The organism is Hoeflea sp. CAU 1731 (genome assembly GCF_039888615.1).
GTDB lineage: Bacteria > Pseudomonadota > Alphaproteobacteria > Rhizobiales > Rhizobiaceae > Flavimaribacter.
In genome coordinates this window covers 25,648-39,805 of record NZ_JBDQQS010000020.1, presented here as the reverse complement: position 1 = coordinate 39,805, position 14,158 = coordinate 25,648, and the positions used below count along the sequence as shown (strand labels likewise).

The following is a 14,158-nucleotide window of genomic DNA, read 5'->3' as shown; positions in this document are numbered from 1 at the left end:
TCTCCGGTTCCAGTATTTTAAAGATTGATGAAGTCCTTAAGGTGATGCTGCTACCAATGGCAATACTGCTTACCCGGTTATCCGATCGTCTCCAGTTCCCTGATCTTGCTTTCGAAAAGATCGAGCGCCGCCCGCCATTCCTGACCGTGGTCGAAGGCAAGAAGAGAGGGAAGCAGTTGCCGGGAGAAGTCCTCGGAGGCTTCTTTCGGCAGCAAAGACGGCAAGTTGTCGACAGCAGTCAGTTCAATTTCTTCCCCGTCGCCGTTCCTGCCAACCGTGATGAACGGTCGCTCCCAGCTTGTCGGCTCGCGGTAGATGGGCAGCGGGTTGTAGTCGCTTAAGGGGTCGCACGATACATCTGAAATCGTTCTGATTTTCTGGTCTGGCCCTTCAACGTCTTCCGAAGTAAGCAGCAGCAATCCGGGGCCGGACACCAGCACACAATTCACCAGAATGTCATGATTGGTCAGTGCCTTCCGGTCGAGATCGGCGGTCTCTTCCTTGTCCCACTCGGTAATCTCGTCGCAGGCGATGCTGAGCGCATCGACCGCGCCCTGTCCGGAACGACCCTTCGCCCCGATGACGATCGCGCGGGGAAGGCGCTTTCCACCTTGCGCAAGCGTTTCTATTTCCGAGCGCAGCGCGTCTCTGTTTTCGAAGTTGCTCAAGCCTTGCAAAGGGCCAGCGACGCCATGATCGCGCGCGATGTGACGCCAAAGCGCAAGGGCGGCTCCGACCCAGCCAGCCCAGTATCCGAAAGCGGCTTTCCTGCGGCCTTCCGAATCAACCAGAAACTCCAGGTCATAAAGTCGGCCGCCTCCGCGCGCGAAGCGGCGCAGTTCGTCCCGCCAGCCATGCTGATCCTTGTAGATATGGGCGAAGTGGATCATCCGGTGAGGCAATGTTTCTGGAAGGGGAGGCAATTCCTTCAGGCCGAGGATCACCGTATCGCAGGGCGCATCGATCCAGCTTCCGGCGGGCTTGATATGACAACCGGCCGCAGCATAGTCAGCATCGGAGAAGATCCGCTTGGCGCTGTTTTCAATGTCGACTTCCCATCCGGCCTCGATCAGTGTCTGCGCATGCTGCGGGGTCACCGGCGCACGGCGCTCGGTAGGCCGATCCTCGTCCCTCAGGTGAAATTTCACGGTGGCCTCCTGGCAAAATGAGTGGCATCGACCTATCTGACAAATTGATCACGGGGGAGCAAACATATTCGGCCTGACCGGATTTGCGACCTTGCAGGAGATCGGTTAGTAGTAGTCCTTGAATTGGCCATATTGCTGTGAAACTCGAGACCCGATCGTTGCTTCTGGTTGGCGCCGCGATCCTGTGATCCATAGCCGCGCACTCGCAATATCGTGAAGAGCGCAGGCGGATGGTAGCGCCAATGATCGCGTTTTGTTAAGCATATGGCTGTTATGAACGTTGGATGACAGTTTTCTTCGCCGGACGGTAAATGCAAATGTCGAAAATGAAGATCGGTAAACATCTGTCGCGACGCGCTTTCATCAGAGGCGCGGCGATGACTGGACTCGGGCTGGCAGCCTCCGGCGCGTCCGCCCAGACACTGTCGCAGTCCGCGATCCAGAGCATTATCAATGCGCCCCAGCGCGGTTCGTGGGACGACCAGTTCGACGCGCAAGGGTCTCGCGGCGGCCAGGAAGTCAGTTCGCGCGTGCCTATGTTGAGCCCCGAGACGGTGCTTTACGTCGAAGACGCAATTCGCACCTACAACAATATCGTGATGCAGGGTGGTTGGCCGACGGTGCCCGCCTCGAGCAAGCTTCAGCTTGGCGACAACGATCCTGCGGTGTCGGTGTTGCGTCAACGTCTTTTCATTTCCGGCGATCTGCCGCGCGCAGCAGGAGCCTCCAACGCCTTCGACACCTATGTCGAGGGAGCCGTCAAGCGCTTCCAGGCGCGTCACGGCTTGCCTGCGGACGGCGTTCTCGGTCAATACAGCTTCGCGGCGCTGAACGTTCCCGCCAATATCCGTCTTGGCCAGCTTGAAACCAATCTGGTTCGGTTGAAGTCGATGTCCGGTTTTCTTGGAGATCGTTACGTGGTCGTCAATATTCCCGCGGCCCAGATCGAGGCGGTCGAAGGCAACCGCGTGGTGCAGCGCCATACAGCCATCGTAGGCAAGATCAGTCGCCAGACGCCGATCCTGAACTCCAAGATACACGAGATTATTCTCAACCCGTACTGGACAGCGCCGCGTTCGATCATCGAGAAAGATATCATGCCGCTGATGCGGGAGGATCCGACCTATCTGACCCGCAACAACATCCGGCTCTTCGACTATCGCGGAAACGAGGTTTCCCCGCAGACGATCGACTGGAACGTCGATGAGGCGCCCAAGCTGATGTTTCGGCAGGATCCCGGCAAGATCAACGCAATGGCGTCGACCAAGATCAATTTCCACAATCCGCATGCCGTTTACATGCACGACACGCCGCAGCAGTCGAAATTCGGCCAATTGATGCGTTTCGAGTCTTCTGGATGTGTTCGCGTCCAGAACGTTCGGGACCTGACGACTTGGCTGCTGGAAAACACCGCGGGTTGGGATCGCCAGACAATGGAAACGGTCATCGCTACCGGCGAGAGCACGGAAATTGCGCTTGCCAATCCGGTTCCGGTATATTTCACCTACATCACCGCCTGGTCGACGTCCGATGGCGTCGTCCAGTTCCGCGACGATATCTACCACCGTGACGGCGTGGAAGAACTTGCTCTCCAGTAGGAGCGGGCTTCTTTATAGAGTCTCGCGCCATTCGAGCTCCGGGTCAGAAGCATCGAAAACATTTCCCATGTCGCAAAATCCGTCGCTGCAATTCGCTTGCGGCACAGGATTGCGCCGTCGTTCTTGAGTATTTTGCCGCATCGCATTATTGAGTCGCCAGACGAGCGCAAGCGATGGCCGGATATCCGGCCCGCGCGGACCTGCTGAATCAGCAAGATCGAACCGAACAGCTGAAGGAAAACTTCCGAATGTCAGACGTAGCCAGATCTCCGGCAACTTCCACCGACACGTTTTTCACGCGGACCCTGCAGGAGGCTGATCCGGCTCTGTTCGGGGCGATCGAGGATGAACTCGATCGTCAGCGTCACGAAATCGAATTGATTGCTTCCGAGAACATCGTCTCCCGCGCCGTGCTGGAGGCGCAGGGTTCGGTGATGACCAACAAATACGCGGAAGGGTATCCGGGCAGGCGTTACTATGGCGGCTGCCAATATGTCGACATCGCGGAAAACCTTGCAATCGAGCGGGTTACCAAGCTGTTCGACTGCGCTTTCGCCAATGTCCAGCCGAATTCCGGCAGTCAGGCGAACCAGGCGGTCATGATGGCTCTGGCGAAGCCGGGCGACACGATCCTCGGCTTGAGTCTGGACGCCGGCGGACACCTGACGCACGGCGCGCGTCCCAATATGTCCGGAAAGTGGTTCAACGCCGTCCAGTACGGCGTCAAGCCGGAGACAGGCCTGATCGATTTCGACCAGGTTGAAGCGCTGGCGCGCGAACACCGTCCAGCGATCATTATCGCCGGTGGCTCAGCCTATTCCCGTAAAATCGACTTTGCGCGTTTCCGGGCCATCGCCGACAGTGTCGGCGCGTGGTTCTGGGTCGACATGGCGCATTTCGCGGGCCTTGTCGCCGGCGGTGTTCATCCCAGCCCGTTTCCGCACGCCCATGTCGCAACCTCGACCACCCACAAGACCCTTCGCGGACCGCGCGGCGGCCTCGTGCTGACAAATGACGAGGACATCGCAAAGAAAATCAATTCAGCGGTTTTCCCTGGCCTGCAGGGCGGCCCGTTGATGCATGTTATCGCCGCCAAGGCGGTCGCTTTCGGCGAGGCTTTGACGCCGGAATTTTCCAACTATGCGAGACAGGTCGTTGAAAACGCCAAGGTGCTGGCGTCAACGCTGGTCGAGGGCGGCCTCGACATCGTTTCGGGCGGAACCGACACGCATCTGATGCTTGTTGATCTGCGACCGAAGAACCTGACCGGCAAGGCGTCCGAACAGGCGCTCGGCCGAGCCTTCATCACCTGCAACAAGAACGGTGTGCCAAACGATCCGGAAAAGCCGACGATCACGTCCGGTATACGGCTCGGAACGCCAGCCGGCACGACCCGTGGGTTCGGACCTGCCGAATTCCGTGAAATCGGCATGCTGATTCTCGAGGTGATGGACGGACTGCGCACGGCGAACTCGGAAGAAGGCAACGCATCCGTTGAACAGGCCGTCAAGCAAAAGGTCATTGCCCTGACGGACCGTTTCCCGATCTATCAGGACCTCTGACGGTCGCGGGCGTCGCTTCATTCGGATAATGCACGGGAACTGGTGGGGATGAACAGCGAGCTGGAGTTCTGGAAAACACTGGCTGTCTTGCTCTCCGTCTGCCTGTTCACGACTGTCCTGTTCGTCGGTTTGCCTGGAATCGACATCTGGATCAGCTCGCTGTTTACTAATGACAGCGGACGGTTTTTCCTGACTTGGAATCCCTATGTCCGCTTTCTTCGCTCCGCCTTCATCTGGATTATCACAGCCGGCATTATCTTCAGTCTGCTGATGTATCTCACGAGCTTCTATGAGCCCGGACGGCTGAAAGTTCACAGAAACGTCTGGGCCTTTGTCTGCTCGTCCTTCCTGCTCGGACCGGGGCTCCTGGTCAACGGGATCCTGAAGGAATATTGGGGCAGGGCGCGACCGCAACAGGTGCTGGAATTCGGCGGCAACGCGAATTTCTCGTCCGCCTTTTCGATAAGCGACCAGTGTATGCAGAATTGTTCGTTCGTCTCCGGCGAAGGATCGGCGGCGGCCACGTTTGCAGCTGTTCTCATAATCCTCATGGGAAAGAGCGACAGGGTCTTCGCCTGGAAACCGCTGTCCTGGCTTATCATCGCGGCGGCGGGCGTTGCGGCCATGCTGCGGATCATGCTTGGACGGCACTTCACCAGCGACACCATCTTTGCAATTCTGTTCTGCACTCTGATTTGCGTTCTGCTTTATCGCCTGTTCGACATTAATCGCCATCGCGGGGAGTTTACGGTCGCCGGCGTCTGGTCCGACGCTGCGGGCAGCTTTCCCGGCGCCTATTTCCATGCATGGAGCAGTTCTGTTAAGTACGTTCGCAGATTCGCCGGCGGGGTCGTCGAGCGAGCACGAAGGCTTACAGGCAAAGCATAGAGCAAGATGATTGGAAAAATCTGCGAACGGACCGGGCGGCTCCGGCTCCAGACTGCGTTGAGCCATGGTTGTGCCTGGGATGCGCAAAGAAGCGCGTTTCGCTCTGCAGGCAAGCGGAATAGCCTCGTTCAAATATTTCAATCCAACCAGATCGCGGTCTAGGCCATGCGCTGTCCCTTTTGCGGCTCGGAAGACACCCAGGTCAAGGACTCGCGGCCCGCGGAAGACGGGACCGCCATTCGCAGGCGCAGGGTGTGCCCGGATTGCGGTGGTCGTTTCACCACCTTCGAACGCGTGCAACTTCGCGACCTGCAGGTCATCAAGAAAACGGGAAGGCGAGTGCCGTTCGACCGGGACAAGCTGATACGCTCCTTCGAGATTGCGTTGAGAAAACGCCCGGTCGAGCGAGACCGGGTTGAGCGGGCTGTTTCTGGCATCGTGCGGCGCCTTGAAAGCTCAGGTGAAACCGACATTCCGTCCGACAAGATTGGACTGATGGTTATCGAGGCGTTGCGGGCGATCGACGACGTCGCCTTTGTGCGATACGCGTCCGTCTATCGGGATTTCAGCGATCCGAAGGATTTCGAAAACGTCATCAATGAACTGACCGCCAAGATCGACGGCGAAGTCGATCCGGACGTTTAAAAGAAGTTCATGAAAATGTCAGTCGCATCGTCAGAGGCAAGCGATTTTGACCGTCGAATGATGGCGGCTGCGATCCGCTATTCGTTCCGGCATCTTGGTCGCACCGGCACAAACCCGTCGGTCGCCACGCTGATCGTCCGCGATACGGAAGCCGGCCCGGTAATCGTCGGCAGGGGCGTGACGGCGATTGGTGGTCGGCCGCACGCCGAAACCGAGGCGCTTGCAGAAGCGGGAGAACTGGCGCGAGGCGCCACCGCATACGTCACGCTGGAGCCATGCGCCCACCATGGTAGCACGCCGCCCTGCGCCAACGCGCTGGTCGCAGCCGGCATAAAGAGGGTTGTGGCCGCCACCACCGATCCCGACCACAGGGTTTCCGGCAAGGGCTACGCGATCCTGAGAGACGCCGGCGTAGAAGTGCTGACGGACGTTCTCAAGGCGGACGCCGACTTCGCGATGGCGGGATACCTCATGCAACGCAACAAGAATCGCGCGCATGTGACTCTGAAGATGGCGCTTTCCGCCGATGGCAAAATCGGCAGGAAAGGGGCGGGGCAGGTTGCCATCACCGGGGAAGAGAGCCGTGCGGCGACCCATATTTTGCGCGCCGTCAGCGATGTCATCCTGATCGGCGTCGAGACCGCGCTTGCAGACGATCCCGAACTGACATGCAGGCTGCCGGGGCTGGAGTCCCGTTCTCCCCTCAGGCTCGTACTCGACAGTCACCTGCGGTTGCCTCTTTCGTCCAGGCTGGTGCAATCCGCCGCCACCACGCCGGTGATCGTGGCCACCACAGCGTCGCCGGACTCTGTCGATTATCGCGCCCTGTCGGACGCCGGATGCCAATTGATGGCGTGTGAAATGGCCGATGGCGGCGTTGCTCTCGCAGAACTGCTCGATGATCTGGCCGGGCGGGGCTATTTTACTGTAATGGTCGAGGGTGGCGCGCGTGTTGCGCAATCCTTTTTGAAAGCGGGGCTCGTCGATCGTATCGTACTCTACACCGGTCCGGACGAAATCGGCCCGGACGGGGTGGATGCGCCGCTTGACGCTGACGTCAGTCCGGATGGTTTCAGGCTTGCGGACACGCTTTCCTACGGCCGGGACGTGTGCCGAATTTACGAGAGGGTATGATCGTGTTCACCGGGATCGTTACAGATATCGGCAGGATCGACAAGATTTCGGAGATGGATGAAGGCGTGCGGCTTCGCATCGCCACACAATATGATCCGGCGACGATCGATATGGGCGCATCGATTGCCTGCGCCGGCGTCTGTCTTACTGTTACCGGGCTTCCCGGGCCGCAAGACAATGCGAAATGGTTTGAGGTCGAAGCCTGGGAAGAGGCGCTTCGGTTGACGACTATCGGCGGCTGGAAAGAGGGTGCAAGGATCAATCTCGAACGGTCGCTGCGCATGGGCGACGAACTCGGCGGGCATCTTGTTTCGGGCCATGTCGACGGGCAGGCGGACATTGTTTCGATCGCCGATGAGGGCGAGGCCCGCCGTTTTCGGCTGCGCGCGCCATCGCATCTGGCGAAATACATAGCGCCCAAAGGCTCGGTCGCGCTCGACGGAACGTCCCTTACCGTCAACAGCGTCGAGGCGGAGATATTCGATGTGCTTTTGATTCGGCATTCGCTAGAAGTGACCACGTGGTCGGAGCGCAGCGCCGGAGACACGGTTAATCTCGAAATTGACCAGATGGCGCGATACGCTGACCGCCTGATCGGATTCCGTACGGCTGCCGATTGATTTCAGCCACGATGCAATTGTGATTCGATTGGTCGGATTGTGCTTGCCTCCGGGCCGCGTTGCTGTAATTACCGCGGCACACTTTTCCAAAGGACAGAACCCATGGGCGCGAAATCAAACCCGCATCTTCTGATCGTCGAAGCCCGATTCTATGATGATCTCGCCGACACGCTGCTGGAAGGCGCAACCGCCGCTCTCAAGGAAGCGAATGCGACCTATGATATCATGACCGTTCCGGGCGCGCTGGAAATTCCAGCCGTGATCGCCATGGCTCTGGACGGTGCGGACGAGGGCGGCAAGGCGTATGACGGCTTCGTCGCCTTGGGAACCGTCATCCGCGGCGAAACCTACCATTTCGACATCGTCTCGAACGAGTCCAGCCGGGCTCTGATGGATCTTGCTGTCAGCGAATCGCTGGCGATCGGCAACGGCATACTCACAGTCGAGAACTGGGAGCAGGCGTGGAAACGCGCCAGTCAGCACGACGGCGTCGGCGAGAAAGACAAGGGCGGCTTTGCGGCCAGGGCGGCTTTGACGATGATCGATATCAAGAGAAGGCTCGGCGCGTGACCGAAGACGGACGAAACCGGCCTTTTCGGCCGGCCAACAAACGCGGCGCCGCGCGTCTTTCTGCAGTCCAGGCTCTGTACCAGATGGATGTTGGCGGAACCGGCGTCCTTGAGGTGGTCAGGGAATACGAACTTCACCGGCTGGGCAAGGAGATCGACGGCGACCAGTATCGCGAGGCCGACGCCGCATGGTTTCGCGCCATTGTCTCGGGCGTGGTCGAGCAGCAGAAACAACTTGATCCCCTGATCCGTTCGGCGCTTCTTGAAGACTGGCCGCTGTCGCGGATCGACTCCACTCTTCGCGCGATCCTCAGGGCCGGGACATACGAGCTTGTCAATCGACGCGACGTGCCTGTCGCCGTCATCGTGACGGAATATGTCGATGTCGCCGGCGCATTCTTCGACGAAGACGAACCGAAGATGGTCAACGCCGTTCTCGATCGTCTGGCGAAGAAATTGCGACCCCCAAAAAAGGTCTCCGATTAGCGGTGATGGTCGCGAAAATTGGCTCTGCCGAGAGATAATCCTTATCCCGTCCGACAAAAATATGTTCGGTTCCATGATCTGCCAAGGCAGGCAGTTGGGAGTATCTGCGATCTGTTCAACAGGACGGAATGCTAGAACTACTGCAATGAGGCAGGATATGCATCTGATCCATGACTCGCTGCTTTAGCGACAAGGCATTTGCGTGTGACCTGAAATACATTGGCCTGTTAATTCGCGTTAGCGGCTATTCAACAGCACGTATCGCGTCGGCGTCCTTGCGCCGGGACAGGTGGTGCATCATCACGCGGACAATGGCAAAGCCGATCTGGAACACAGCGCCGAAGGCGAAGACACCGAAGGCGAAACACAGCATCTGCTCGCCCAGTGTCGGCAAGCGCTCGGCCTCGCGCAGAACGACGGCGACGCCTTCGTTCACACCGATTGCGACGCCCGCGCTCGATGACATGACCAGAACGGTGAAGGCCCGGATCAGATTCGGCAGGAACAACAGCGCCTCGGTCTGCGATCCGGCACGCAACCCTAAAAGCGCGGCGCGGCCGTTGTCAGCGACATAGGCTGCTGCATAGGGCGTCAGCGACAGGGCGACGATCAGCGAAGGGGGCAAATACACTTCGGTCCCGAAGAAGAGGAAGGGACGGGGAATGATGTTGAGAAGGAAGAACATCACCACGAAGGTCGGAGCCGCCCGCATCAGCCCGATCAGCGGGCTCGCCAGCCGGCGCGTCAGCTTGCCTCCGAGCAGCAGGAGAACGAAGGGCGCCCCGAGTGCGAGACCCAGCCCCAGCGCGATGGCTGCGATCTGGAAATTGACGACCATCCCGGTCGCCAGGTCCCGGGGATAGTTGCTTGCGAGAAGATCGGTCAGACTGGTCATGCCTGCGCCTCCTCCCGCTTGTTCAGTTGGGTCCGGACCCGTTCGCAGGCCCAGACGACGAGGAAGACGACGGCGATGTAGAATATCAGCACCATCGTGTACATGGTCCCGCGGCCCGCGGAAAAGGAGGTGATGTCGGTCAGTGCGCTCAGCAATTCCGGGGCGCCGGTGAAGCTCGCGATTGGCGTGCCTTTTGCAGCGTTGGTCAGGAAGGACAGGATCTGCGTTAACGACCGCCTGACCGCAGCCCCGTAGAGAGCTCCATTGAAACCGGATCCGTACCGGCCGTCCCGCTGCAGGCTCTCTGCGGCCTCGCCGATCGCCTGGCCCGCGTTGGCCCCGTTCATGAGCCCGAGCGCAACGATGGCCGAGCCGAGCGCCACGGCGGGCGAATAGGTGAAGATTGTAGTTGCCACCGTTCCTGCGACCACCAGCGTCAGGATAACGGGCGAGGACTGGATCGTCGTGACGATGCCCCAGGTCACGAAACGAGACACCCGCAGGGGAATCATCGCGAAGAACCCGAAAACGAGGGAGAAACCAAGCGTCGCACCGAGTGCGCCCATCACCAGGATCAAGGAATTGACGATTCCGGCGGTGAAGAGTTCGAAGGCCGGTACGCTGGTCAGCATCGGCAGTTCCAGGGCGAGGCCGAGATTGGCTTTTATCCAGTCCACGGTCGCGTTCACCTCGTCCGCGAAGCGGGTCGGCAACGGAGTGTTGTCGAGTGCAGGCAGGACACAGCTCGCATCGGTGACGGCCGAGGAATCAACGCAGGCCGGTGTTTGCCACTTGTCGTGCTGCTCTTCGAGAAACCCTGTGAAGACGCTGTTCTCGATGCCGATTTTGAGGAATTCGCCATCGCGATGCATGATCGCGCTGATGAGCTCCAGCGCGGTGGCGAATTCGTCGCTGCCGGTTTGCGCCACCGCCATGCCCCAAGGCACCGCGTGGAAGCCGAACTTGCGCTCGAACCGGTCCCCGAACTCCGGCACGGCGATAAAGGAAGCGAAAAAGCTGTCGTCCTGGGAGGCGAGCCTGCAGGTCCCGTCTTCGAGCGCCTCCGGCAGGCGGACGGCGCTCTCGAACAACATCAGTCGGACGTCCTGGGTGACGAGATAGCTGTTCGCGTGGTTGCCGATCGTGCTGCAGACGCGCCAGCCTTTGATTTCGTCCCAGCTGGAGATGTCCAGTTCGCGCGCACCCACGACGATGGTCTCCGAGCTGTAGTAGTGCGGGCGGATGTACCGGGTCTGCCCGTCGCGTTGCTTGGTATGCCCCATGGTGGCGATGACGACATCGGCTCCGCCCTCGGCCAGGGTCGAGATCCGGGTGGCCGCGCGGACATGGATCCATTCCGTCTTCACCCCCAGCCGCGCCGCAATGGCGCTGGCCACGGCGGTGTCGTAGCCGATCCGCTCGTCGGTTTCTCCGACCAGGGTCGAGAACATCGGATAGTTCCAGCGGACCCCAACCCGCATCGTGCCCGTACACAGGATGCGGACCAGTGTGTCGGCGTCCTCCTTGTCGCAGGCCTCGGGCATCTCGGACCGGACCTTGGCAAGCAGGTCGTCCAGCGCCTCGTCCGGTGTTTCGGCGCGCGCAGGTGAGAGCGCCGCCAGAAGGACGAGTACAAGCACTGCCAAAGTGCCCCGTAGCGCACCGATCATGACGGCTCCTTCCCCTTTGTCGCATGTTTGATCACCAGGACCGAGATCGCGCCGAATGTATAGTCGCCAAAGCGGCGAATCGACAGCCCCGTCTCGCGCTCCAGGACGTCATCGGACATTACGGCAAGCTTGGCGTCCGGAATCGGAACCATGATCTTGTCGGCGATCTCGACTGCCAGTCCGTGCTGCCCGGCCAACTCCCGCGTACGGTCGAGACCGATGAAATCGTTGTGCATGACCAGCGCATGTCCGTCTGGCTCCAGATGCGCGGCAAGGCCGTCGAGGAAGCGATCTATCAGTCTGCGCCCGTCTGCGCCGCCGTTGCTCCACGACATATGTCGTCCGTCGACCGGCGCCCCATCCATGGGAAAGTGGGGTAGATTGGCCAGTACAAGGTCAAAGCGGAGTCCCGCGACTGGCTCGAACATTTCGCCGAGGTGGACTTCGCGCGCGCCCGAGTGGCCGAGCCTGTCCAGTAGCGCGCTCGTCGCGGCGACGGCGTCGGCCTCGATATCGACTCCGCAAAGATGAACCGCTCCGGCCGAGCCGGCCGCCGCAAGGAGAACGCCGCTGCCGCAGCCGACATCGAGCACTCGCGCACCGTGCGCCCAGGTTCCGTGTTGCAGGAGGCAGTAGACCAGCGCCGCCGAGTAATCACTCGGGCGAAATTTGTCGGTGGCGGAAACTTCAGGAGAACTTGCCATCATGGCTCTCCATCATTTTGACCTGCGCGCGCGGAAGAGCTTCGTCCGCTTCCAGCCGGCTGACGTGCAGCTTTGCCACAGGATCGTCCGGGCGGATCGCCAGCACCTCGCGATAGGCGGCTAGCGCAGCGGGCCGGTCGCCGCCGACGAGCGCATCAAAGGCGGTGCGGGTGATCCGTGCGATTTCCTGCGTCTCTGTGTCGGGCTCGAAGATCTCGCCTGCGCCATAGGCCCCGAGCAGTTCGTAAATGGTGATCGTGGCCCGCCGACCCTTGACCTGCACTTCGTCGATAGGACGCACGCAAATCCGGTCGCCCGCCTCGCTAAACGTGTCGTGGCTGATACAGACGAGCGTGCCGTACATCTTGTTGCAGCCTTCCAGTCGCGACGCGATGTTCACACCGTCGCCCAGGACAGTGTAGCTCATCCGATCCTTCGAGCCGATATTGCCGACCAGCACCACGTCGGAATGGATGCCGACCCTGAGCCGCATCTCGGGCGCATCGTTGCCGCGCCATTCAGCGTTTAGCCGTTCGAGATCGCGCTGGATTGCCAGCGCCGCAACACAGCCGCGCCAGGCATGGTCGTCAAGCGCCACCGGGGCGCCCCAAAAGGCCATCACGCCGTCGCCCATGAACTTGTCGATCGTTCCCTTCTGGTCGTGAACCCTTTTCGTGATATCTCCCAGAAGCACAGAGACCCGGGCCAGCAGGTCGCGCGCAGCGATCCGTTCGGCGAGGGTAGAGAACGCCTCGACATCGCAGAAGAGAATCGTCAGAAACCGGCTCTGCCCGCCTAGTTCCAGCTGGCGGTCCGATTTCAGCAACTCGCGCACCAGGCCTACAGGTACAAAGCGGGCAAAGGCCTGGACCACGGTATCGAGCGTGTCGATGGCCTGGGACAGCACGTCCACCTCGCGGATCCGTGACCGCTTCATCGGAAGGTCGACGCTGCTTTCCAACGACTGGATCCGCGCCACCTTGCGGGTCAGCCGCTGCAGCGGCGAGGCGATCAGGCCGGCGATCACGTAGATGATCGTCAGCTGAACGGCAATGGCCACGAGGCCGATGACCAGCATCCGCTGGCTGTTGCGCGTAAACTCGGCTGTGAAATCGCTCAGTGGCGTCAGCACCATCAGACGCCAGGGCTTGTCCAGATCCTCTTCCAGGGAAGACAGTCCGACAATGTAGTCACTTTCCTCGTGGCTGAACCTGTAGACTTCCGCGCCAGCAGTCTCGGGCCGCTGCGAATAGGCCAGCGAGACGAGCCGGTTCTCGACGTCCGCGACATGCGGCAGGGACACCTGATCGTTGTCGCTACCATAGGTCGTGGCGCCGTCCGAGGCTGCCAGGACCATCCCGTGGTCGTCCAGCAGGTAGCTGAGGCTGTTCGGACTCACTGGCTTCTGGGCGAGATAGGACGAAAAGCTGTCGAGAGTCACATCCGCCGCGACCACACCGGCGAGCTTGCCGTCGACCTCGTAGGGTTCGGCCACCGTGAAACCGACCAGTCCGAAGGCCCAGAACAATTCCGGATCCGTAATCGTCTTCGCACCGGCATCCACCGCCACTTTGTACCAGGCGCGCTGGCGTGGGTCGTAGCCGCTTTCCGCCGAGACCTCGCCAAGAAAATTCTGTTCATTGTCGAGGAAGATGTAGCGGTCGAGTGTCGATGGTCCGAGATCGGGATCCAGCAGGCGATAGGCATATTCCGTGCCTGCGGGCGGGCGGGCGCCGTGGATATCCATGTTCGGATCATGGATCCGCCGTGCTTGTCGGAAGGACCCGTCCTCAAGCCCGACATAGACGTTCAGCATTGTTTCGCCGTGTTGTAGCAGGCTGAAGAGATACCGGAGCGCGCGGTCGTCTTCGAAGACGTCAGGCGCTTGACGGCCGAGTTCGGCTGCGGTCGAAATCAGCACCTTGAGGGCGTTGAACTCGGTCACGATCTCACGAATTGTCTCGTTCCGGAAGCGTTCCACCATCTCCGCCGCGTGAGTGCGTACGACTTTGCTGCCGGTGCGCTGGTCGATCTCGATGATGGCGAGGAGCACCGGCACTGTGGTCAGAACGAAGACGAGGAGGATGGTCGCCTTCAGCGGCACGGAAAACCGCCGGCGCCTGCCTGACGTCGCATCGCGCGGAATGCTTTCGTTCAACCCTGTAGGAGTCTTGCCCATTGCACAACCTAATCTGACTGGTCCACTTTGATTGTTAGTGTGTATCCTGCCGCTAGTCCA

General features: G+C 60.2%; 13 protein-coding genes. 8 read left to right on the top strand and 5 right to left on the bottom strand.

Annotated elements, in window-relative coordinates:
* Window positions 1-77: 77 nt before the first annotated feature.
* The gene (locus tag AAFN47_RS24135) at window positions 78-1,148 is read right to left on the bottom strand and encodes a saccharopine dehydrogenase (RefSeq protein WP_499811826.1); all 1,071 of its coding nucleotides are present in this window, start codon (window positions 1,146-1,148) and stop codon (window positions 78-80) included.
* Window positions 1,149-1,465: 317 nt separating this feature from the next.
* Between AAFN47_RS24135 and AAFN47_RS24130 the strand changes: the two genes are divergently transcribed.
* The 8 genes from AAFN47_RS24130 to nusB all read left to right on the top strand — a co-directional run bounded on the left by AAFN47_RS24130 (window position 1,466) and on the right by nusB (window position 8,650).
* Window positions 1,466-2,746 carry a L,D-transpeptidase family protein gene (locus AAFN47_RS24130; RefSeq protein ID WP_499811873.1) on the top strand — a complete coding sequence of 427 codons (1,281 nt, stop codon included), beginning with the start codon at window positions 1,466-1,468 and terminating at the stop codon, window positions 2,744-2,746.
* 248 nt (window positions 2,747-2,994) lie between these two features.
* Window positions 2,995-4,308, top strand: coding sequence for a serine hydroxymethyltransferase (gene glyA / locus AAFN47_RS24125; protein ID WP_499811825.1), 1,314 nt, complete (start codon window positions 2,995-2,997; stop codon window positions 4,306-4,308).
* A gap of 48 nt (window positions 4,309-4,356) precedes the next feature.
* Window positions 4,357-5,196, top strand: coding sequence for a phosphatase PAP2 family protein (locus AAFN47_RS24120; protein ID WP_499811824.1), 840 nt, complete (start codon window positions 4,357-4,359; stop codon window positions 5,194-5,196).
* A 165-nt stretch (window positions 5,197-5,361) separates the two neighbouring features.
* Complete coding sequence (gene nrdR / locus AAFN47_RS24115) at window positions 5,362-5,841, top strand: transcriptional regulator NrdR (protein WP_499811823.1); 480 nt, start codon at window positions 5,362-5,364, stop codon at window positions 5,839-5,841.
* A gap of 15 nt (window positions 5,842-5,856) precedes the next feature.
* Window positions 5,857-6,975 carry a bifunctional diaminohydroxyphosphoribosylaminopyrimidine deaminase/5-amino-6-(5-phosphoribosylamino)uracil reductase RibD gene (gene ribD, locus AAFN47_RS24110; RefSeq protein WP_499811872.1) on the top strand — a complete coding sequence of 373 codons (1,119 nt, stop codon included), beginning with the start codon at window positions 5,857-5,859 and terminating at the stop codon, window positions 6,973-6,975.
* Window positions 6,976-6,977: 2 nt separating this feature from the next.
* Window positions 6,978-7,595 (top strand): riboflavin synthase, encoded by a 618-nt coding sequence (locus AAFN47_RS24105; RefSeq protein WP_499811871.1) that lies wholly within the window; start codon window positions 6,978-6,980, stop codon window positions 7,593-7,595.
* A 102-nt stretch (window positions 7,596-7,697) separates the two neighbouring features.
* Entirely contained in the window at window positions 7,698-8,165 is a 468-nt protein-coding gene (ribH, locus tag AAFN47_RS24100) for a 6,7-dimethyl-8-ribityllumazine synthase (protein WP_499811822.1), read from the top strand.
* A complete protein-coding gene (gene nusB, locus AAFN47_RS24095) occupies window positions 8,162-8,650 on the top strand; it encodes a transcription antitermination factor NusB (RefSeq protein ID WP_499811821.1) in 489 nt (162 codons plus the stop codon). The genes ribH and nusB overlap by 4 nt, the downstream gene beginning before the upstream one ends.
* Window positions 8,651-8,894: 244 nt before the next feature.
* Here the strand turns inward: nusB and AAFN47_RS24090 are convergent, their stop codons facing one another.
* From AAFN47_RS24090 to AAFN47_RS24075, 4 genes are read right to left on the bottom strand one after another with little or no spacing between them, the layout of a single operon-like run.
* Window positions 8,895-9,545 (bottom strand): ABC transporter permease family protein, encoded by a 651-nt coding sequence (locus tag AAFN47_RS24090; RefSeq protein WP_499811820.1) that lies wholly within the window; start codon window positions 9,543-9,545, stop codon window positions 8,895-8,897.
* Window positions 9,542-11,185, bottom strand: coding sequence for a transporter substrate-binding domain-containing protein (locus AAFN47_RS24085; RefSeq protein WP_499811870.1), 1,644 nt, complete (start codon window positions 11,183-11,185; stop codon window positions 9,542-9,544). Before AAFN47_RS24085 ends, AAFN47_RS24090 begins: the two co-directional genes overlap by 4 nt.
* A 26-nt stretch (window positions 11,186-11,211) precedes the next feature.
* Window positions 11,212-11,919: a methyltransferase gene (locus tag AAFN47_RS24080; RefSeq protein ID WP_499811819.1), complete on the bottom strand. Its 708-nt coding sequence runs from the start codon at window positions 11,917-11,919 to the stop codon at window positions 11,212-11,214.
* Window positions 11,903-14,098, bottom strand: coding sequence for an adenylate/guanylate cyclase domain-containing protein (locus tag AAFN47_RS24075; protein ID WP_499811818.1), 2,196 nt, complete (start codon window positions 14,096-14,098; stop codon window positions 11,903-11,905). The genes AAFN47_RS24080 and AAFN47_RS24075 overlap by 17 nt, the downstream gene beginning before the upstream one ends.
* Window positions 14,099-14,158: the final 60 nt, after the last annotated feature.